Below are 20,646 nucleotides of genomic sequence, written 5' to 3'. Positions count from 1 at the left end.
GTCCCCGCACGCTGTGCCGGCGCGATGCGCTACAGCCGATTGCGCTCCAGAAACGCGCGAATCGCCGGCACCAACACCTCATGCTTGTCTTCCAGCACATAGTGATTGGCATCGTCGAATGCGCTCACTTCGGCCTGTGGCAATGCCTTGCGAAAGCCGGCCAGGAAGTGCTTGTCGAAACAGATATCGCGCAGACCCCAGGCAATGAAGGCCGGGCGATCGGCGAACGCAGGCAGCGCCTGCGCCGAGCGCTCCAGCAGCGACCACCCCTTGTCGGCTGGCGACAGCGGGATATCCTGCATGAAGCGGATGGTGGAGATGCGATTGCGCCAGTTGTTGTACGGCGCCACATACGCACGACGTACCGCTGCCGGCATCCGCCGCGACACGCCAAACCACGAAGCGCCGGACGAAAACGCATTGAAGGTGCGGATGAACCACTCGCCCAGCCGCCAGTGCCGGCCCATCGCAATCTGCCATGGCATCGGTTTTTCCGCCGGCAGCGGGAACGCGGCCGTGTTGGTGATGACCAGCCGCTTGACCTGCGCGTGATGCGACAACGCCCAGCCGAAACCGATCATGCCGCCCCAATCGTGCACCGCCAGCGTGACTGGCCCGGTAATGCCCAGATGCCGCAACAAGCTGTCCAGATCCTCCACGCGCGATTGCAGCGTGTAGTCGTAACGCGGCTGCGCGTCGGGTGCATCGTCCGGCTTGTCGGACAAACCCATGCCGATGTGATCGGGCACGATGCAGCGGTAGCGATCGGACAGGCCGCTCACCAGATGCCGCCACAAATAGCTCCACGACGGATTGCCGTGCAGCATCACGACCACCTCGCCATCGCGCGGGCCTTCGTCCAGATACGACATCGCAACGCCGGGTCGCACCTCAAGGCGCTTGGGGGTGAAGGGATAGCCGGGGTAGTTCATGTAAATCGCATCCGATCCAGATCAAAGGACCCTGCGCTTTGCAGGCGCCCACCCAACTCGCGCAAATAGAAGAAATCACGCTCGCCGCGCTTGCGACCGACCATGAAAACGGGACCGTACTCCCGATGGGCAGCCGCACTCTTGTCCACTTCGCTGGGCTTACCCCACAAGTGGTCACCCTTCAATTCCAGCAGCGCGATACCCGGAGCAGAACTTTCTGCAACAGACACCACGAAATCAGGATAGAAGCCATCCCCCTCATCCCAGCGATAGAGGCCGATGCCTGATTTGGGTTGATTGCGATGCCACCACCGCACTTGGGTACTGGCATCCAGACGCTCCGCAATGGCGAGCTCATCCTGGTTCAAACCAGATGGAAAGACGCCATAAAGCCCACGATTGGCCGAGCGCAGCGGTTGATCGCTGACTAACTCGGCCGGCAGTAGCACATCGACATCGAGCACCTGGCCCTGACGCAGGCGTTTGAATGCATCTTGCAGAAGCCGAGGGCGTCTCACCAGCAAGAGATCCAACTGGCGCATTTGCAGCTCTTCGTCTTCAGGCGCTTCCGCGCCTGATGCTTCGATCGCGCGAACGAAACGCTCCAATAGTCTGAGGTATAACTCGCGATCGTTCGCTTCTACCAGCCGCAATCGGATTTGTTCGGCTTTTTCGGCGACAGCTTGCGGCGAAAGATTGGCCCAAAGGTCACTGCCATCTTCTGCGACCCGATGACCAGCAAACAAGTCTGTGTCCAAGCGCTGCACCTGCACCCTGCCACGCAGGCGATCGGCTAGCACTTCCGGTGAGAAATCGACGTGCGCGGCCAAGCCTGCCTCGAAATCGGCTGACACGGGTGGCAGCTGTTCTCCACGCAGGCGATCTGGCGCGTCGGAACGACGCGGATATCGATACATGCTCTCCTGAGCCAACACAAACGCACCAGCGGCACTGATGGCCCGAGCAGGCCAGGCACCCTCGCCTCCAAACATTTCCAGCGCGGCTTGGGTTGCGTTCGCCATCCCATCGAACGGGGTCCCCACTAGTGCACCAGCCACTTCACTCGTAGTGCCCGCCGAGGAAACCGCATCTCTCGCGGCTTCGGCGTCCAACACCTGCGCCCCTGCGCGCGATACCAGCAAGCTCAGAGGCTCTCCGCTGCGCACGACCTGCAGCGAGGCGCCATCGCCGATCATGGTGACAACCGTCTGCGTCCCGAGCTCAGGCGCCTGCGTTGTGAGTGTGTTGATCTGGGCGCCGGCTACCAGCAAACCTTCTTGCGACTCGGAGTTAGCCAAAAAGACATATCCGTGGTCCAGAACGGGCAGCACATCCATCTGCGCCTGCAGCAGCGCATGACGGCGCATGATGCGGCCGATCACTTGCACCCCGAAGCCTGAATCCCGGGTACCGCGCAATGCCGCCAGGGTGAACGCACGTGGCGCGTCGAACCCCAGGGCCACGGCCATCTTGAAGATCAGCACTTCCACTGTGGGATCTTGCGCCAACGACAATAGATCCGGATCAGGTTCGGCGGCGGTATGGACACTCACCGCGGTCGCATCGAATCCAAGGTGCTCAACTAGATACGTCCGTGCCGCTTCCTGCGCGACTTTGCCATCCGGCACCTGCACCAGCATCAATGGCGTCAGTGCAATATCCGCATCTGCCAAGTTCTTGCGAATGGTGCGATGCATCTGTGTGCACTCGCGCAACGCAAGATGTTCAAAATCCACCAATTGCGCGGTATCGCCATCGCGGGCGATAAAACGCACCATCCGCACGCCCCGCTTGAGCAGGCGGGCGTCCATTGCATCGGCACGGCTGACCGAGGCCCAGTCCGGTGGCTCCCCGACGAAATAACCGGTCGCACGTTCGAAGGCCTTCATATCAGCGTCGCGTGGCGTGGCGGTCATCAGCAGTGCGTAATCAGGCTTCAGCACGTCGCAAAAGAACGCCCTGGCTTGGGTATCTCGCTGGAATCCGTGATGCGCCTCATCCACCACACAGCCAATGCGCAAGTCTTGCTCACGTGCGAATGCGATGACGTCGTCGATGGAAAGGCCGGCGTCGCTGCGCTGGCGCGCGCGCCGGCTCTCGGCCTTGCGTGCCGCCAACGAGGCCCAGGTGACCACGAACACCCCGCCACCGCGCACCGCATCCAATTGCCGATCCGCATCCAGATCCAGCAGCGCCAACTCTGGTGCCTGATCGGTCAGAACCTTGCGCGATTGCTCGACCAGCCCAGTGAAAGGCGCAAACCAGAACCACAACATCCGTTCCTCGGCCGCCACGCGGCGCATCACTTCGATCGCCATACGCGTCTTGCCAGCGCCAGTCGGCGCCTGCAACACGATGACAGCGTCCTTGCGACGCGCCTGGTCAATGCGTTCGGGCGCTGCGGCGGCAATCTGTCGATATAGCGCACGCACCTCACCAAACTGGGCGACGATGCCGTCGCAGATAACGTTCTGAAACTCTTTCAATGGCATGGGCATATCAACGTCCGAAGCGTTCGCGCAGGTGGTGCGGCAAAGGCAGCAGAGACAAGTCGGCCGCTGCCTCTCTCAGCAATCCCTTCAGCCGTTCCGTCGACCAGGTATAGACGACAGCGACTGCCGCTGTGCGGGTCCGCAGCCACTCCCGCAACTGCTCTAAATGTGCGGCCTGGAAATCCGCCAAATAGGCCAGTTCGCCATCACTGCCAAAACCGCCGCCAGGCCAGGGCGACAACGGCTGGCGATGCAACAGTTGAAGCGCGTGCCAAACCTCTGCGTGGTCTAATTTGAGCGCCAACCGATGCTTCGGGATGCGACGGGTACGCAAGTAGGCGAAGCCGCCACCCATTCCCTCCATTGTTTGACCGTTTGTATCGGTATAGCCACCAAGGACACGGCGCACTCGCTCGGCACAAACGTCGCGGCATAGGTTCTTATCCGGCTCACCTTCAGTCGCTTCGGTACTACTCACAAGAATGAACTTACGTTTCCCGCCATCTTCGGCATTGAGTTTGGCGACGGCATGCGCGGCACTCCCAGAACCCGAAAAGAAATCCAACACGGTATCCTGATCATTTGTTACGTAAGACAGAATATCCTTAAGCAATAGCACAGGCTTAGGATTATTGAAGACTTTCTTGCCATCGAAAATCGACTTTACTTCGTTGGCTCCCGCACGCCCATCAATATCGACGACACTTGCCAGCTTCTGCTTATAATCTGAAACATAAATTTTCAGCTCAATAAGCTTTTTCTCATCATCGCCAAACAAGATCCGGTCGTCTTCCAGAAGTTTCTGCATCGTTTCCTGTGGAAATCGATAACCCATTAGCGGCGGCTTGCAAGGCCTTCCCGTGATGGGATGGATAACGTCGTAACGGTACCCTTCTTTTCCCGGGTTATGCACACTGCGACTTCCAGCATAGATACCATCTTGATCTATAAACTTGTAGTTATCCAATGGTGAGAGCTGATCTTTCACAGACCTAAACCAGGAGGTATACGTACGTTGCAACTCATTTCCACTCAAACCAGCGCTTAGAAGATCTTTTTCTTTATCAAGAAGAAGATTTTTCACTGCAATATCTGAGGATTTCCATACCGAAGGGCATGACTCAATTTTTCGACAGTACGCTAAAATGTATTCATGCTCAGTCACAACCCTACTCGGATTGTTATCCGTCACATTTTTCCAGATTACTATGCCAGCTTTATTATTCTCTCCGAAAACCCGATCCATCAGCATCCCAAGCCGGAACACCTCATTGTCATCAATACTGACAAAGATAACTCCGTCGTCGGCCAACAACTCTTTAGCAAGTTGTAGGCGCCGATACATGAATTCCAGCCACAGCGAATGACGAAATCTATGAGTCTTGTCGACGAAACGGTCGTTGTAGACGAAGTCCTTATTACCCGTGTTGTAAGGCGGATCGATATAAATGCAGCGGATCGCGCCTTTATGTGTCATGCGCAGCGCACGCAATACATCGTAGTTGTCGCCTTCGATGATTAGGTTGTCCCACGGCGCCTCGCCATGACTCAAACCAGCGTCCAGCGACAACGCGACAAAGTCGTCGTTGAGTGCCTGGTCGGCCTCGATCTCGTCGCGCTCCCATACCAACCCCAGCTGTCGCTCGGCATCGCGCCGCTGCAACAGGCCAATCAAGGTTTGGCGATCGAGATGGTCGTATTTGTTGGTCATGCGTTCTGTTCCACAGTCCGCGTAGGCACGCGGTAGGCGGGTAACTGGTTGTCGTCATTGGACAGCAAGCGAAGGAATGCCGGGTGTAGAAATAGCTTCTCTTTGCCCTGGCGCTGGTCGTGCAGCACGCCAATGTCCGCAAGCTCTTTGAGATGCCGTGCAGCGGTCTGGCGCGTAACCCCCACCATGCCGACGACATTCTGGATACGGCAGTAAGGCTGGTTGAAAATCACGTCCACCAACTCCCGGCTATATGCTTTGGGAGCGTGGTCACGAATGTAGTCGCGGGCTTGCGCCTCTAGCCCACGAATCGCCTGGATCTTTGCCGTCGTCCATGCAGCGGTTTCGGCAACCGCAGCCAGCATGTAATGAATCCATTCCGCCCACTTTCCATGCCGCGTCACATCCAGTAGCAGACGATAGTAGTCGCTGCGGTGGCGGATGATGTAACGAGAGAGATAGAGCACTGGCAGATCAAGCAGGCCTTGCTCGATCAGCATCAGCAGGTTCAACACCCGTCCCGTGCGACCGTTGCCATCGGTGAACGGGTGGATCGCTTCGAATTGGTAATGCGCCACTGCCATCCGAATCAGGGGATCAACCTCGGTGTGATCGTGGATAAAACGCTCCCAGTTGGCGAGTTTGTCGCGCAGCAGCGTTTCGCCAACCGGCGGGGTGTAGATGATCTGCTGTGTTTGGTCGTTTGCCAGCGCAGTCCCGGGCACGCGACGGATCTGCATTTGCACCGCCTTGATGCGGCTGCAGACGACGATGGAGGTGTCGGTACACAAGGGTCGCTGCTTTAGCGACTGAAATCCTTCATAGAGCGCACTGCGGTAACGCAATGCTTCCTTGGTGGCAGGCTTTTGTGCCTTGTCCTGATCTTCGGCGTAGCGGAACAGTTCATCCGTCGTCGTCACGATGTTCTCGATCTCAGAACTAGCCTGCGCCTCTAGGATCGGAATGGTATTGATCAGCACCGTAGGATTTGGCAACAGCGCCGTTGCCTGCTTCAGCTCGGCCAACGCAGCTCGTGCACCGATGCAAGCCTTGAGAAGGCTCCGTGTTTCGATATCTCCCGCTGGTGGAAGCAGCGGGAGATCGTTGTACGGAAGCTCAGGATTAAACGTCGACACGCTTTCCATGCTGCCTCGCTCATGTTCTTCAAGCGAACATGATGCTGGAACGTGTACTAAAAATCCATTTTTTTTAACACGTCCGGCGAACTGACTTTACCAAACCACTTCCGCCATCGAGCAATTCAGGCCCGAGCCAATGCCCAGCAGCGCGATGCGGTCGCCCTTCTTCAGGCGGCCCAGTTCCTTGAGCTTGCTCAGCACGATCGGTACCGAGGCCGGACCGATATTGCCGTGCTCGCCGAAGATGGTCATGACCTTGGCCGGGTCGATGCCGAACGACTTCACGAAGGCGGCGGTGTGCGGGCGGCTGACCTGATGGATGACGAACTGGTCCAGTTCGTCCACTGCCCAGCCCAGCACCTGGCGCGTGGCCATAAAGGTCTTCTGGGCCAACTTGATGCCTTCGATCAGCAGCAGCCGGGTGTCGGTGACCATGCGGTCCAGGTTGCCCCGGCATAGCTTGTTCCACTCGGTGGCCGAGCGGGTCACGCCGCCCTTGTAGCGCGGGGCGTCGGGCACCAGCTCGGTGCGCGCCATGACCATGGCTGCTGCACCGCACCCCAGGGTCAGCGCGGCAAGTTCGTTGCGGAACTCCTCCTCGGTGACGTCCGGCGAGGTCATGCGCTCAAGGGTCTTCTCGTACACCAGGTTGGCGGTCTCACCATCCACGACCAACGCATAGTCGATCTCCCCGCGCTCGAGCATGCGCGCGGCGATGTCCATGCCATTGATGAAGGCAAGGCAGGCATTGGCCACGTCGAAGGTGACGCAGTGGTCGCCCACGCCCAGGTTGCCGGACACGATGGACGCCGTGGACGGCTCCAGGTAGTCGCGGCTCACCGAGGTGTTGACCAGCAGGCCGATCTTCTCGATGCCGATACCGGCGTCGATCAGCGCCTTGCGCGCGGCCTGGGTGGCGGCGTCCGATGCCTGGACATCCTGGTCCCACAAGCGCCGTGCATGGATACCGGCAACGTCGCCCAACACGTCGGTCTTGATCCCGAGACGGTCGTAGGTCGGTTGCAGGCGTTCGTTGATTTCCTTGGAAGTCAGCGTGTGCGGCGCATCAACATGCGCCAGTCCCGCGATGGAGACATTCTGGAAGAGCATCGAAGTAGCGCCATGGCGTCAGGCGAGGGGGCGCTAGTCTAGCCGCTGGCTGGTTTTACCGCATCTTTACATTTGAATCGCCTGCGCCCCAGCCCAACGGTTCAGCGCGGCGGGCAGCGGAAGGCGTTGAAACGCTGGCTGCCGTCGGCCGGCTGGCCCTGCGCCTGCACCGCATTGGCATTGGCGCCGGGGGCCTCGTTGCGCGCCAGCGTTTCCAGCTCTTCCTGCACGCGCAGCGGGTTGCGGTTGTAGAAGCCGACCTTGCTCTTGACCGTCACCACCACTTCGCCCTGCTGCTGACACCCCGCTGGCACGGGGCCTGCGGGCAGCACCCGCACACCTTTGCCGCTTTGTTCGATCGGCACCCAGGTGCACGCCGCAGTGGTGGTGGCAACCAGAACAGACAGCATCAGCACGCGCATAAGTCATCACACCTGTGGGGAAAGCCGGATTGTGCCGCAGTTGCCTGCTGGCGATCCGGCACGCGGTGGCACCCGCCATCCACCCATTCAGCGCACCGAACCGCCTTGCCTTGAGCGTGCATACCCGTTTGGCCGCGGTGTCCGCCGTCCCGCAGCGCGTCCGGGTGTCCGGACGCGGACACTCTTACGCGGCTGAAAACCCTTTAAAAACAATAGTCTTTTGTTGGCACACCGTTTGCTCCTCTGTATCTCGCAACCGCCGGCAGCCGCTGAAACTGACTTTTCGCTGAACAAAATAAAAGCCACGCGAAAGTTCTTGTGCGTACCGAAACGGTGTACTACATTACTACCACACCACTGCCTAACAACACCAAGAGACCCCGCCATGAAGACCCAGACCCTGCGCATCGCCCTCTCCGCCGCCCTGTTCGCTAGCGCCACCTTGGCCGGCTTTGCCCAGGCCGCCAGCCTGACCACTCTGGAGACCGTCCAGGTGCGTCCGGCCGCCGACCAGATCGCCCAGCAGACCCTGGAACGCACCAGCGACATCCGCACCCTGGCCGCCGTGCAGGTGCGTCCTTCGGCCGAACAATTGGCCGCCCTGGCCGCCGAACAGGCCGGCCCGCGCATCGTCACCTTGGCGGCGGTGCAGGTGCGCCCTTCGGCCGAGCAGCGTGCCGACCTGGTGGTACGCAGCGCCGCCGCCAGTGCGCAGAGCGCCTCCAGCCAGGCAGCTGGCGCCATCGGTGCACTGATGGGTCAGGTCATCGTGAACCTGCCGACGCCGCAACTGCAGCCCTCGCCGGCCGAACTGGAAGCGCTGGTCGACGCCGCCATCAGTCTTTAAGCACGCGCGCAGCTACACTTGCGCGCATGTCAGCACCTGTCCTCGACGTCATCCTGTTTCAGCCCGAAATTCCGCCCAATACGGGCAATGTGATTCGCTTGTGCGCCAATACCGGCGCGCGCCTGCACCTGATCGAGCCGCTCGGCTTCGACCTCAGCGACAAGCAGCTCAAGCGCGCCGGCCTGGACTACCACGAATACGCACCACTGCAGGTGCACGCCGACCTGCCCAGCGCACTGGCCGCGATCGCGCCCAAGCGCGTATTCGCACTGAGCACCCGCAGTACGGTGCGCTACGACACACCGCAGTTCGCCGATGGCGATGCGTTTTTGTTCGGTCCGGAAACCCGCGGCCTGCCGGCCGAGGTGCTGGAATCGATTCCGCCGCAGCACCGGCTACGTCTGCCGATGCGCCCGGACAACCGCAGCCTCAATCTGTCCAACACCGTTGCGGTGATGGTGTTCGAAGCCTGGCGGCAATGGAATTTCGCTGGCGGCCAGTAGCCACGCAGTCACCGGAACTGTGCGTAACGACATACGCCTACGTGCCCGCTACCAGGCCGCATTGCCACATGCGCGGTGAGATCCTGGCTGGCGCACCTGATATCTCGCCAAGACGCCTCATCTGTGCCGGCTGTCATCGTTCGACGGCGATAGACACTGCATCGATCCGGCTTGACGAAGCGATGCCGCGCGCCGCGTCATCTGCGCGCATGCCAGGCCTGCCGGCCGACAGGACACGCCCCTGCTCGGATTGCACTTGCTCACCCCTGCCGGCGCAGTGCGGTCGATAACGCGCAAGCCGCAACGGCCAGCGATCGGTAGCCACCTTCGTGCGCACACCGCGCACCGGTCACAGCATTGTCTCGGCCTGCACGGAGGCCCCTGCCTGCAACATGCCGCGACAGCCAGCCCACAACGCCACCGCCAGCAGCGCGATCGCACCCAAGCTCAGAAACGCGATGCGATAACCGAAGGCATGCGCCAACCAGCCACCGAACGCCGGACTCAGTGCCGCACCGACGCCCTGCACCGTCATCACCGCGCCCTGGCCGACATTCACGCGCCCGGTGCCTTGCAACAACCGCGCGACCAGCGTCGGCACCACCACGCTTTGCAGGCCGGCGCCGAGCCCATCGAGGATCTGCACCGGAAACACGCCCCAGCCATGGATCACCGATGCCGCCACCAAGGCACGCAACGGCAGGGCCATGAACGCCACCAGCAGCACCCACCAGTGCCCGTGCACACGGATCCAGCGCATCGCCAGCAGCGCGACCACCACCATCGTGGCCTGTGCCACCACGATGGTGGTGGCCGTCAACGCACTCGGGTCGCCGGCATGCGCCGCCACGATCGCCATGCCGTACAGCGGCAGCATCGCCGCATTGCCCAGATGGAATAGCCCCAGCGTCACCGCCAGCAGCGCCAACGGGCGGCAGGTCAGCAGCACGCGCCACCCACTCAGCGCATCGCCACCGTTGTTGCTCGCAAGACCGCGTGCTGCGCGGTGGTCGATGGCCGCCGCTGGAATCGCCAGCACGGCCATCAGCGCCAGGACGCCAAAAAATGCGGTCAGCAGGAACACTGCGGCAAAGCCATAACGCCATCCCAACCAGCCGGCCAGCACCGCGGCCAGCACATTGCCGGCATGGTTGGCCACCTGGTTGCGCGCCAGTTGATGGTCGAAACCGCGCGCGTGCACCAGCCCCAGGGTAATGCCCGTCAATGCCGGGCCGATGCCCGCTGCCGCCAACGCCGAGGCGATCTGGGCGGCGACCACGCCGGAAGAGGTGGGCTGCAGCCAGATCAAGGCGGTGGCCAGCAGGATCGCCAGGCAACCGATCACCACCACGGCCCGTTTGCGCCGGGTGGCATCGACCAGCGCGCCGGCCGGTGTGGTGGCGAGCATGCCGGCAATGCCGCCCACGCTCATCACCGTGCCGATCGCCGCCACCGACCAGCCTTTGGATTGCAGGAACACGCTGAGGAACGGCCCCAGCCCGTCCTGCACGTCGGCCACGCTGAAGTGCAATGCTTCCAGCGCGCGCGTCCCCCGTGGCCTGGCCTTGGTCATCGGCATGGCAGTGCTCCACTGCGAGCGCGCACGAAGGCGCACGTGACAGACCAGGGGGCAAGCATCTCAGTGGCGCGCGGTGGCCGCATGTCCGGCTCCTAGTGTTTGGGCTTGGGCTTGGGTTTATGCGCGGGCCCGTGCGGCGGATGCTCGATCTGCTTCAGCGTCGCCGCCTTGCCACCCAAGGCATGGGCATGGATCAGCACACCGTGCGGCGTGGCCTTGGTCTCGCCTTCGGCCACCAGTGGCTTGCCGACCACCAGCTGTTTGGCGAAGTCGCCACCGGCATGCGGCGGAAACCGCACCGTGACCGCATCGTCCAGCAGCACGCCATGCACCTGCCCGTGCGGACCATGCAGCAATCGGGTGATGGTGCCGCTGTGCTGGGCCACTTCCGGCTTGGGCGGTTTGCCGGGTGGCTTGGGTTTGGGCTTGGCATGCGGCCCATGCGGGCCTTCATCGAGGATGCGCTTGCCACCTTCCGGATCGATCGCCAGCGCCACCAACATCTCCACGTCGCGCGGCTTGAGGCCACGCACGGTGAGCGCGCTGCCCGGCTTGAGCGCCTTCAGCAGCGCCTCGGACAGATGCGGCGGGGTGTGCACTTCGGTGCCGTCGGGCGGCGGGGTGTGCACTTCGGTGCCGTCGGTGAGTAGCAGGCCGTCGATATCGGCCTTGGGGTTGAGCAGGAAACGCGCCAGGGTGCCGCGGGTGGCGGGGAGGAAATCAGGGTCGACCCAATGCATGGTGTTACTCCGAAAAAGGACCGGCAGTGCCGGTCAAGCCGCTGGCCACGCGGGTGCGTGACCAGCGGAGGAAACCAACGAACAAGTCAGGGGTGGTACGACTCAACGGCCGGCCGGCGGAACCGGAGCGCCCGGCGGGGGCGGCGGCAGCGGGCCGTCCGGACGCGGCGCGGTGAACAGCGCGCGCAGCGAGGAGCGATCACGCCCCAACTGGGTCGCCTCGATCGCACGGCCGTCCGGGGTGGCCACGCCGAGGCCGCTGGCGCTCAGCGGTGCGCCCACGCGTAGCAGATCGGCAAACTGCAGCGCCAGATGCGGCGGCATCCGCACCACCGTGCCATCGCTGACCAGCGCGCCATTGACCTCGCCGGCAGGCCCATAGACCAGGCGATGGATCGTGCCATCGGACTGCAATGGGGTCAGCTGGCCGGGGGTCGGCGGCGGCGGCGGGGCAGCGCCGAAGGTGGGCGGGCGGTCGACCACTTCGCGGCCGCTACGGCCGGAGCGGATCGAACTGACCTGCAGCACCGGCAGATTGCCCAGGCGGAAGCCCTTCACGACGACACTGTCGCCGGCACGGACGGCCGCCTTCACCTCGCTGGACAGATGCGGCGGAAACCCGACCTGAGTGCCGTCGCGCAGCCACAGTCCGTCGACGTCGCCATTGGGATTGAGCAGGAAGCGCTCGACGGTGCCGCTCACGCTTACCGGTGTGGCGGCGACCGGGGTCGGCGGGGCTGGCGGACCGCCGATCGGGCCATTGGGAGCCGGCGGCGGCGGCGGGGCGGCCACTTGTGCGGCGGCGGCGCCGATGGTGCAGGCCAGGGCAATTGCAAGAACAGTCTGACGCATCATGGGGATGTCTCCTGCGCGGCGGGGAAGGGCCGCGTACCAGAGACAAAGCAGCAATCGTGCCAATTGATAAGTGCTTGTTTTGAAATGATTTTAATTGGTCGACAGCCGGAGAAAGACGTCTGCATTTCATCCACCCTGTCCGGTTTGGGGACAGCTGTCCCGCAGTCTGCGGTCGACGCCTGCGCGAGTGTCACAAGCCGTATTCCTCCAGCTTGCGGTAGAGCAATTGCCGGTGGATCCCCAACCGGCGCGCGGCCTCTGCCCGATTGCCCTGGCTCTGTTCCAGCGCCGACTGGATCATCTGTTTTTCCAGCTGCGCCACCGCTTCGGGCAGGGTGCCGGTCAACGCCGACGCAACATTTGACGGCGCTTCGCCGGCCTCGCCCAGCGCTTCCTCCAGATCCGCCGCATCGATGCTGGCGCCGCGCACCAACACCTGGCTGCGCTGCATGACGTTGCGCAACTCGCGCACATTGCCAGGCCAGCGGTGCGCGAGCAGGCGCTCCTGCGCGGCGGGCGACAGGCTCTGCGCATGCGCTGCATTGGCGCTCAGGAAGTGCTGTGCCAGCAACAGGATGTCCTGGCCACGCTCGCGCAATGGCGGCAGTTCGATCGGCACCACATTGAGGCGGTAACGCAGATCGCTACGAAAGCGCCCGTCGGCCACGCAGGCCGCCAGGTCGCGATGGGTGGCGGCCAGCACCCGCACATCCACCTTCTGCGGGCCGCTGCCACCCAATGGCGTCACCTCGCCTTCCTGCAGGAAACGCAGCAGCTTGGCCTGCATCGGCAGTGGCATGTCGCCGATTTCGTCCAGAAACAACGTGCCGCCATCGGCTTCGCGAATCAGCCCGCGCCGGTCGCTGCTGGCGCCGGAAAACGCCCCCTTGCGATGGCCGAACAGCTCGCTCTCCATCAACTCCAGCGGAATGGCCGCGCAGTTGACTGCAACAAATGGCGCACTGGCGCGCGGGCTGGCGCGATGCAGCGCGCGTGCCGCCAATTCCTTGCCGGTGCCGGTTTCCCCGGTGATCAGCACCGGCAGATCAGAAGCGGCCGCCAGGCCGATGCGCTTGTGCACGGTGCGCATCGCCGGGCTGTGGCCAACCAGCGCATCGTCGTCCTCGGCCGACGCAGACAACGCATCTGTCGCTGCAGCCTGCGCATCGGCGCGACCGAGCAGCGCGCGCTCCACCACCTCCACGATGTCGGCACGACCAACCGGCTTGACCAGATGATCGAAGGCGCCCAGCGTCATCGCTTCGATCGTGTTGCCGCTGGACACATGGGCGGTCAGCATCACCAGCGGCACCTGCCGCGCCTGCGCATCGTCCAGGCGCGCACGCAGCACCGCGATGCCATCCATGCCCGGCATGCGGAAATCCACAAACGCCATGTCGATGCCGCCTTCGCTCAACCGGGCCAGCCCGTCCGGCCCATTCTCGGCGGCGACCACCGCATGCCCGAGCGAGCGCAAGGTGGCCTGCAAGGTGGTGCGAAACGCTGCATCGTCGTCGATGATCAGGATGCGCGCCATGGCAACTCCAGAATGAAATGGGTCAGTCCGTCGGCATGTGCGTAGCGCGCGTGTCCGCCATGCGCGCGCGCGATCTCGCGCACCAGCGCCAGCCCCAGGCCATTGCCGTCGGCGCGGCCACTGACGAACGGTTCGAACAGGTGCGCAGCGATCGGTTCTGCGATCGGCGCGCCACGGTTGCAGACCTGCAGTTGCAAGATGCCCTCCACGGCTTCCGCTTGCAGCGTGACCTCGCTGCCTGGATCGGCGTGCTGCGCGGCATTGCGCAGCAGGTTGTGCACTGCACGCCCCAGTTGCTGCGAATCCAGGGTCCAGCGCAACGGCGCCGCCGGCAGCAGGACGCGGGGCGGCGGCGTGCCGGGCGGTAACGGACTGGGCTCCAGCAGCGTCGCCAGCCAGTCCTGCACCACCACCGTCTCCAGGTGCAGACGGATCGGCTGCACCATGCCGAGCAGGCTCTCGACCACGCCATCCAGACGACGAATCTGCCCCAGCATCAACTCGCCATGCGCAGCATCGTCCGGCGTCGCATCGTCGCGCGCGATCTCGTTTTCCAGCGCCAACCGCATCGTGGCGATCGGGTTGCGGATTTCATGCGCCACAGTGGCCGTCATACGCCCGAGTGCGGCAAGCCGTTCGTGCCGCGACAGCTCGTCGGCCAGCCGGCGCGTCTGCGCCAGCGCCTGCGCGTTGCGCTGCGCATAGTCGTTGACCGCCGCGCCCAGGCGGTCCAGTTCCGGCGTCCCGGTCGGCGGAATGTGCGGCGTCTCGGTGTCGGCGGCCAGCGCCTGCTGGATGCGCTGCAGGCGCTGGCTCCAGCGCCGCACCAGCACGCCCAGCGCGATGGCCGATATCGCCACCATCGCGAAGATCAGCAGCATGCCGACGACCAGGGGCCGCCATGCGTCGGCCTTGCTGGCCGGCACCCGCGTCATCGTCCATGCCGCGCTGCCGGATGCCAACGGACATGCGCTGATCAGCAGTACCTCGCGGCGACCGTCGCGACGGTACTGCGCCGCCTGCCTTGTCGTCACGCTCTGCTGCGCCGTGTTGACGATGTTGGCCCACTCCGCGGCGGGAATATCGGTCTTGTGATCGCTGCCGTCGTAGGTCGGGTACGCGTAGGCAACAAAGCCCTTGTGCAGGTCCCAGACGCCACCTTCGACGCCTGGCGCATCGGCCAGTACCAGCTGTACCACCACCGCTGCCAGGCCCACGCCATCGTCGCCGCGACGCGCCGCCTCGCTTGCCCCGGCATAGCGTTGCACGATGCGCGCGCATTGCCCGCCCAGTTGCTGGCGCGCCTCCTCCAGCCGCACTCCCTCGGTCTGCCGATACAGGCCGTACAACATCGTGGCCACGCCCAGACAGGCGGCCACGATCACCATCCAGATCAGCAACAGTTGCCGTAGCAGCGAACGGGGCATGGACGAAGCGGCCTGAAGAGGACAACCAGTGTGCGTGAGTGCGACTGAATTAACGCAGGTTGGTCTTCACCAACGCGATGACCTCATCGCCACGCCCGCTCATCACTGCCTTGAGCAGGTACAGGCCCATGCCCTTGGCCTGTTCGAGCTTGATCGCCGGCGGCACTGCCAGCTCCTGCGTGGCGATGCGCACATCCACCAGCGCCGGACCCGAATGCGCGAAGGCTTGGCGCAATGCACGCTCCAGTTGCGAGGACTCATCGACACGAATGCCCAGGATACCCATCGCGTTGCTCATCGCCGCGAAATCCGGATTGCGCAGCTCGGTACCGGTATCCAGATAACCGGCCGCCTTCATCTCCATCGCCACGAATCCCAGCGAGGCGTTGTTGAATACCACCACCTTCACCGGCAGATTCAATTGCGCCAGCGAAATGAAATCGCCCATCAGCATCGCAAAACCGCCATCGCCCGATAGCGAAATGACTTGCCGACCAGGAAATGCTGCTTGCGCGCCAAGCGCCTGCGGCATCGCGTTGGCCATCGAGCCGTGATTGAACGACCCCAGCAAGCGGCGCTTGCCGTTCATGCGCAGGTAACGGGCCGCCCACACGGTGGGCGTGCCGACATCGCAGGTAAACACCGCATCCTGATCGGCAATCTGGCTGATCAGCCGGGTCACGAACTGCGGGTGCAGCGGTTCGCCGGGATCTGCCGGCACCGCCAGATCGTCCAGCCCTTCGCGCGCCTTGCGATAGTGCGCAAGCGATTTTTCCAGGAAGCCACGCTCTTCGCGGCGCTGTAGCTGCGGCAGCAACGCTGCGATGGTTTCGCCCACATCGGCGGCAATGCCCAGCTGCAACGGCGTGCGCCGACCGAGCGCGCTCGGGTCGCGATCCACCTGCACGATGGTCGCGTCCTTCGGGTAGAACTGCCGGTACGGAAAATCCGTGCCAAGCATGAGCAAGGTGTCGCAATTGAGCATCGCGTGATAACCGGAACTGAAACCGATCAGGCCGGTCATGCCGACATCGAACGGGTTGTCCCACTCCACGTATTCCTTGCCGCGCAACGCATGCACCACCGGTGCACCCAAAGTGTCGGCCAACGCCACCACTGCGTCATGCGCCCCGGCGCAGCCACTGCCGCACAACACCGTCACCGCCTTGCTCTGCTGCAGGAGCTCGGCTAATTGCTGCACATCCTCGGCGGCAGGCAGCACCCGTGGCTGACGCAGCGCCGGCCACGCACTGGAGACATGCTTGTCGACCTCCAACAACGCGATATCGCCGGGAATCACCACCACCGCCACACCTTGCTGCAGGATGGCCGAGCGCATCGCCCGATGCAGCACTTCCGGCAATTGCGCCGGGTTGGTCACCAACTCCACGAAGTGACTGCACTCGCGAAACAGCTCCTGCGGGTGGGTCTCCTGAAAGTAGCTCAGCCCGATCTCGGACGATGGGATATGCGCGGCAATCGCCAGCACCGGCTGGCGGCTGCGATGGCAATCGAACAGCCCGTTGATCAGATGCAGATTGCCCGGCCCGCAACTGCCGGCACACACCGCCAGCTGGCCGGTCACCGCCGCCTCGGCACCCGCCGCAAACGCGGCCACTTCTTCGTGCCGCACATGCATCCACTCGATGGTCTGCATCTCGCGCAAGGCATCGGTCAAGCCATTGAGGCTGTCACCGGTCACCCCCCAGATCCGCTCAACCCCCGCGCTCTGCAGCGTTTCGGCCAGAAACCGCGCCAACGTTCTCTTCTTCGCCACGATGCAGCTCCACAGGTGTTCAACAGGCGTGCAATGCTCCCAGCGACTGCGTCAGTGCAATGTGCTTGTCTAGCCAGCGCACGTGAAACGCTGGAAACCAGGCGACCTATTACGTTTATGCACGCACGCCTCACATCGGCGCCACGTAAGCGCTAAAGCATCACGTTTTGCACGTGCTGTGCGCGCATCTGCACGCGACACAAGAAAGCGCAGCTGAATCTGGCGCGATGATTCATCAACTGGTCAGTTCAAAATTCATGTCGCGTTCCATTGAATAACGGAGAATTTACATCTCGGCAGCGAACGGCATTCGCCTCAGCGCCGGTCCAATCAAATAAGTACAGGTATCCCGATCATGAAGACTTCTTTGCTGGCCCTCGGCCTTCTCGCAGCTCTGCCGTTTGCGGCTTCGGCTGCTGAAAACCTCTCTTACAACTTCGTCGAAGGCGATTACGTGCGCACGCCGACCGAAGGTCGCGATGCGGACGGCTGGGGCGTGAAGGCCTCTTACGCCATCGCTCCGAACTTCCACGTGTTCGGCGATTACAGCAAGCAGAACGCTGACGACAACAACAACGTGTTCGAGAACACCGACTCGGACTTCCAGCAGTGGGGCGTCGGCGTGGGCTTCAACCACGAAATCGCCACGAGCACCGACTTCGTTGCGCGCGTTGCCTACCGCAAGCTGGACCTGGACACCCCGAACATCAACTTCGACGGCTACAGCGTTGAAGCCGGTCTGCGTAACGCGTTCGGCGAGCACTTCGAAGTCTATGCACTGGCTGGCTACGAAGACTTTTCCAAGAAGCGTGGCATCGACATCGGCGACAACTTCTACGGCCGTCTTGGCGCCCAGGTGAAGTTGAACCAGAACTGGGGCATCAATGGCGACATCCGTATGGATGGCGACGGCAACAAGGAATGGTCGGTCGGCCCGCGCTTCAGCTGGTAAGCCGCACGTTTGACTGCAACGCGATCTCTCTCCCGCGTTGCACTGGAAGCCCGGTCCCCCGACCGGGCTTCTTTCTTTTGGGCGATCGATTGGCGGTTTGGGCACGCACGTCACAATACGCGTCGCTGCGCACCCGGAAACTCGCCAACGATGCGCCTGCGCCACGAGGGTTGGCCATGCGCGCGTTGGGCGCCCCCACATACCTGATGCCTGATCCGCCAAGGCCCTGCTTGCGCCGCGGCACGCGGCCAAACAAAAACGCCCGGTCGTGCCGGGCGTTGTGTTGTGCATCTTCGCAATGGCCGCCGAAACGCTACCGGTCTTGGCACGGCGAACAAGCCGTAGCGAGCGATCATCCAGTGAGTGTGGACGGTGCGCGCGGAACCACAACGAAAGAGTGGTACGCGAGGATTCCGAACACCGGCCACGCAGGCCTGGCAGTGAGCGCAGCCGTCTTGTCGGCTGTTCTCAGGTGAACAAGGTCTGCGGGTACTCTGGCTTGCGCTCGCGTGCCAGCAGTTCTTTCAAGCCTGCTTCCGGGGTGATTTCACCGTGCAATACCGCGCGCACGGCATTGGAGATCGGCAGTTCGATGCCGTGGTGTTCGGCCTGACGCATGACCTCATCGGCCGTCTGCACCGATTCGACCACCTGACCGATCTCGCGGATCGCCTCGTCCAAGCTCTGCCCGCGCCCCAAGGCCAGACCCAGGCGACGGTTGCGCGACAGATCGCCGGTGCAGGTGAGCACCAGATCGCCCAACCCGGCCAGGCCCATCAAGGTCTCCGGACGTGCGCCGATGACCGCCGCCAGACGCAGCATCTCGTTCAAGCCGCGTGTGATCAGACCGGCACGTGCGTTGAGACCAAGCTGCATGCCATCGGCCACGCCGGTGGCCACCGCCAGCACGTTCTTCATCGCCCCGCCGAGCTCGGCGCCCACCATGTCATCGCCGGTGTAGGCGCGGAAAGTGGGGCCATGCATCGCGTCGGCCACCACTTGCGCAAACGCCGCATCGTCGCCGTGCACGGTGATGGCGGTCGGCAGGCCGAGCGTGACTTCCTTGGCGAAGGAGGGCCCGGTCACCACGGCCAGCGGAACGCTGGGGCCGAGGATGTCGCGCGCCACTTCATGCAGAAACCGCCCGGAACCGGGTTCGAAACCTTTGGTCGCCCAGGCGACACCGGCGCCGGCCGGGCGCAGCGGTGCGATCAGCCGGATGGTCTCGGTGAAGGCATGCGAGGGCACCACCACCAGGATCCAGGTGGCGTCAGCGACCGCCGCCTGCAGGTCGGTGGTGGCACGCAGGCTGTCGGGCAGTGCAATGCCCGGCAGATAGCGCGCGTTCTCGTGCGTGCAGTCGATGGTGTCCACCATCGCCGCATCGCGCCCCCAGAGCACGGTCGGGTGACCATGCCTGGCGAGCAGCGCGGCCAGGGCCGTGCCCCAGGAACCGGCGCCGAGAACGGCGATCTTGTGGGTCAAATCGCTCATCGGCGCAATCGACGCTCAGGCGTTGCCAGCCGGCTCGGAATCGGCCAGCGAGGTCCCTTCGTTCTGACGCTGACGCAGGGTTTCCGCATACAGGGCTTCGAAATTGATCGGCTGCAGGTAGAACGGCGGGAAGCCGCCGGCCTGGATCAGGTCGCTGACCAGGGTGCGCACGTACGGGAACAGGATGTTCGGGCACTGGGTGCCGAGCAGCACGTCGATCGCCTGCGGGTCCAGGCCAACCAGGCCGAACACGCCGGCCTGCTGCACTTCGGCCACATAGGCCGTCTTGCCACCGGCGGTGCAGGTCAGGGTCACGGCCAACACCACTTCGAAGGCGTTGTCGTTGAGGCGCTGCACCTTCTGGTTGAGGTTGAGCTGCAGCTCGGGCTGGTTGGCGTCATTGAAGACGGCCGGTGCGTTCGGAGATTCGAAGGACACGTCCTTGACGTAAATCTTTTCGATGGTGAAGGCGGGACCAGCAGCGGCGTCGGCCGGCGCAGCGGCGCCGTTGAGGATTTCGTCGGACATTCCTAACTCCAGAAACGGTTCGGTGGATGCAGCGTTGAGTGATGCGAACGTGAAAGCGCGAGTCTCTCACGCCAGCAATGGGGGCGTGCCGGTTGCCGCACAAGGCGGATCAGCGGCCCTTGATCAGTGGCAGCTCGGCCATCTGCCAGGCGGCCACGCCGCCTTCGAGCCAGTACACCTGTTCGAAACCGGCTTTCTTCAGCGTCTTGGCTGCACCGGCGGAGGTGGTGCCACTGCGGCAGACCACCACCACCGGCGAGGCCTTGGCGTTGGCCAACAGCTTGCCGGCTGGGTCGAACTTGGCCAGCGCCACGTTCCGGCTGCCGGCGATGTGGCCTTTTTCGAAGTCGGCAGTGGGCGACAGGTCGATCACCAGCGCGTTTTCGCTGTTGATCAGACGGGTCAGCTCGGCCGGCTTGAGCGCGCGATAGCCACGGAACAGGCGCGCGACCTCGGTGACGATCAGGGCGATGGTCAGGCCCACCAGGGCCAGCGACAACATGGGGTTGCGGCCGACAAAGGCCTGCAGCTCTTCGAAATTCACGGGGTCAGGGTCAGTCGAGCGGGCGGGAATTGTCGCACAGCTGACGCACGCGACGCC

The 20,646-nt window shown here is 63.3% G+C and carries 18 protein-coding genes and 1 other RNA gene; 3 read left to right on the top strand and 16 right to left on the bottom strand.

The window, feature by feature from the left end; genetic code table 11:
• Positions 1-29 precede the first annotated feature (29 nt).
• The 6 genes from J7360_RS02150 to J7360_RS02125 all read right to left on the bottom strand — a co-directional run bounded on the left by J7360_RS02150 (position 30) and on the right by J7360_RS02125 (position 7,806).
• On the bottom strand, positions 30-932 hold the full coding sequence (locus J7360_RS02150) for an alpha/beta fold hydrolase (protein WP_057660103.1): 903 nt from the start codon (positions 930-932) through the stop codon (positions 30-32).
• Positions 929-3,424, bottom strand: coding sequence for a DEAD/DEAH box helicase family protein (locus tag J7360_RS02145; RefSeq protein WP_209033166.1), 2,496 nt, complete (start codon positions 3,422-3,424; stop codon positions 929-931). The genes J7360_RS02150 and J7360_RS02145 overlap by 4 nt, the downstream gene beginning before the upstream one ends.
• A 7-nt stretch (positions 3,425-3,431) precedes the next feature.
• Positions 3,432-5,135: a site-specific DNA-methyltransferase gene (locus J7360_RS02140; RefSeq protein ID WP_209033158.1), complete on the bottom strand. Its 1,704-nt coding sequence runs from the start codon at positions 5,133-5,135 to the stop codon at positions 3,432-3,434.
• Entirely contained in the window at positions 5,132-6,280 is a 1,149-nt protein-coding gene (locus J7360_RS02135; RefSeq protein ID WP_057659295.1) for a Fic family protein, read from the bottom strand. The genes J7360_RS02140 and J7360_RS02135 overlap by 4 nt, the downstream gene beginning before the upstream one ends.
• 87 nt (positions 6,281-6,367) lie before the next feature.
• Positions 6,368-7,384, bottom strand: coding sequence for a 3-oxoacyl-ACP synthase III (locus J7360_RS02130; protein ID WP_057659298.1), 1,017 nt, complete (start codon positions 7,382-7,384; stop codon positions 6,368-6,370).
• Between the two features lie 101 nt (positions 7,385-7,485).
• Complete coding sequence (locus tag J7360_RS02125; RefSeq protein WP_007966372.1) at positions 7,486-7,806, bottom strand: DUF4156 domain-containing protein; 321 nt, start codon at positions 7,804-7,806, stop codon at positions 7,486-7,488.
• 385 nt (positions 7,807-8,191) lie between these two features.
• Between J7360_RS02125 and J7360_RS02120 the strand changes: the two genes are divergently transcribed.
• Both J7360_RS02120 and J7360_RS02115 read left to right on the top strand, forming a co-directional pair.
• Positions 8,192-8,653, top strand: a complete 462-nt coding sequence (locus J7360_RS02120) for a hypothetical protein (protein ID WP_209033156.1) — start codon at positions 8,192-8,194, stop codon at positions 8,651-8,653.
• Between the two features lie 26 nt (positions 8,654-8,679).
• The gene (locus J7360_RS02115; RefSeq protein WP_003488348.1) at positions 8,680-9,156 is read left to right on the top strand and encodes a tRNA (cytidine(34)-2'-O)-methyltransferase; all 477 of its coding nucleotides are present in this window, start codon (positions 8,680-8,682) and stop codon (positions 9,154-9,156) included.
• Between the two features lie 349 nt (positions 9,157-9,505).
• On the opposite strand, the gene J7360_RS02110 is transcribed toward J7360_RS02115, so the two are convergent.
• The 6 genes from J7360_RS02110 to poxB form a co-directional block, all read right to left on the bottom strand.
• Entirely contained in the window at positions 9,506-10,735 is a 1,230-nt protein-coding gene (locus J7360_RS02110) for an MFS transporter (RefSeq protein ID WP_057659300.1), read from the bottom strand.
• 92 nt (positions 10,736-10,827) lie between these two features.
• Positions 10,828-11,475 (bottom strand): hypothetical protein, encoded by a 648-nt coding sequence (locus J7360_RS02105; RefSeq protein WP_209033154.1) that lies wholly within the window; start codon positions 11,473-11,475, stop codon positions 10,828-10,830.
• Positions 11,476-11,577: 102 nt separating this feature from the next.
• Positions 11,578-12,330, bottom strand: a complete 753-nt coding sequence (locus J7360_RS02100) for a hypothetical protein (RefSeq protein ID WP_022557907.1) — start codon at positions 12,328-12,330, stop codon at positions 11,578-11,580.
• Positions 12,331-12,520: 190 nt separating this feature from the next.
• Positions 12,521-13,867: a sigma-54 dependent transcriptional regulator gene (locus J7360_RS02095; RefSeq protein ID WP_057659304.1), complete on the bottom strand. Its 1,347-nt coding sequence runs from the start codon at positions 13,865-13,867 to the stop codon at positions 12,521-12,523.
• Positions 13,852-15,294 (bottom strand): HAMP domain-containing sensor histidine kinase, encoded by a 1,443-nt coding sequence (locus J7360_RS02090; RefSeq protein ID WP_057659306.1) that lies wholly within the window; start codon positions 15,292-15,294, stop codon positions 13,852-13,854. The genes J7360_RS02095 and J7360_RS02090 overlap by 16 nt, the downstream gene beginning before the upstream one ends.
• 49 nt (positions 15,295-15,343) lie before the next feature.
• On the bottom strand, positions 15,344-17,053 hold the full coding sequence (poxB, locus tag J7360_RS02085) for a ubiquinone-dependent pyruvate dehydrogenase (RefSeq protein ID WP_209033164.1): 1,710 nt from the start codon (positions 17,051-17,053) through the stop codon (positions 15,344-15,346).
• A gap of 373 nt (positions 17,054-17,426) precedes the next feature.
• On the opposite strand from poxB, the gene J7360_RS02080 reads away from it, so the two are divergent.
• Entirely contained in the window at positions 17,427-18,023 is a 597-nt protein-coding gene (locus J7360_RS02080) for a diffusible signal factor-reguated Ax21 faimly virulence factor (protein WP_003488520.1), read from the top strand.
• Between the two features lie 329 nt (positions 18,024-18,352).
• On the opposite strand, the gene J7360_RS02075 is transcribed toward J7360_RS02080, so the two are convergent.
• From J7360_RS02075 to J7360_RS02060, 4 genes are all read right to left on the bottom strand, one after another.
• Positions 18,353-18,429: non-coding RNA, sX9 sRNA (locus J7360_RS02075), on the bottom strand.
• 62 nt (positions 18,430-18,491) lie between these two features.
• On the bottom strand, positions 18,492-19,517 hold the full coding sequence (locus tag J7360_RS02070) for an NAD(P)H-dependent glycerol-3-phosphate dehydrogenase (RefSeq protein WP_057659307.1): 1,026 nt from the start codon (positions 19,515-19,517) through the stop codon (positions 18,492-18,494).
• A gap of 15 nt (positions 19,518-19,532) precedes the next feature.
• On the bottom strand, positions 19,533-20,045 hold the full coding sequence (secB, locus tag J7360_RS02065; protein ID WP_003488515.1) for a protein-export chaperone SecB: 513 nt from the start codon (positions 20,043-20,045) through the stop codon (positions 19,533-19,535).
• A 109-nt stretch (positions 20,046-20,154) separates the two neighbouring features.
• The gene (locus J7360_RS02060; RefSeq protein ID WP_005912207.1) at positions 20,155-20,589 is read right to left on the bottom strand and encodes a rhodanese-like domain-containing protein; all 435 of its coding nucleotides are present in this window, start codon (positions 20,587-20,589) and stop codon (positions 20,155-20,157) included.
• Between the last annotated feature and the right edge of the window lie 57 nt (positions 20,590-20,646).

This window comes from Xanthomonas sp. D-99 (assembly GCF_017746145.1).
GTDB classification, from domain to species: Bacteria; Pseudomonadota; Gammaproteobacteria; order Xanthomonadales; family Xanthomonadaceae; genus Xanthomonas; species Xanthomonas cissicola.
Note: the sequence above shows the minus strand (reverse complement) of the source record. Positions and strands in the feature narration are given on the sequence as shown.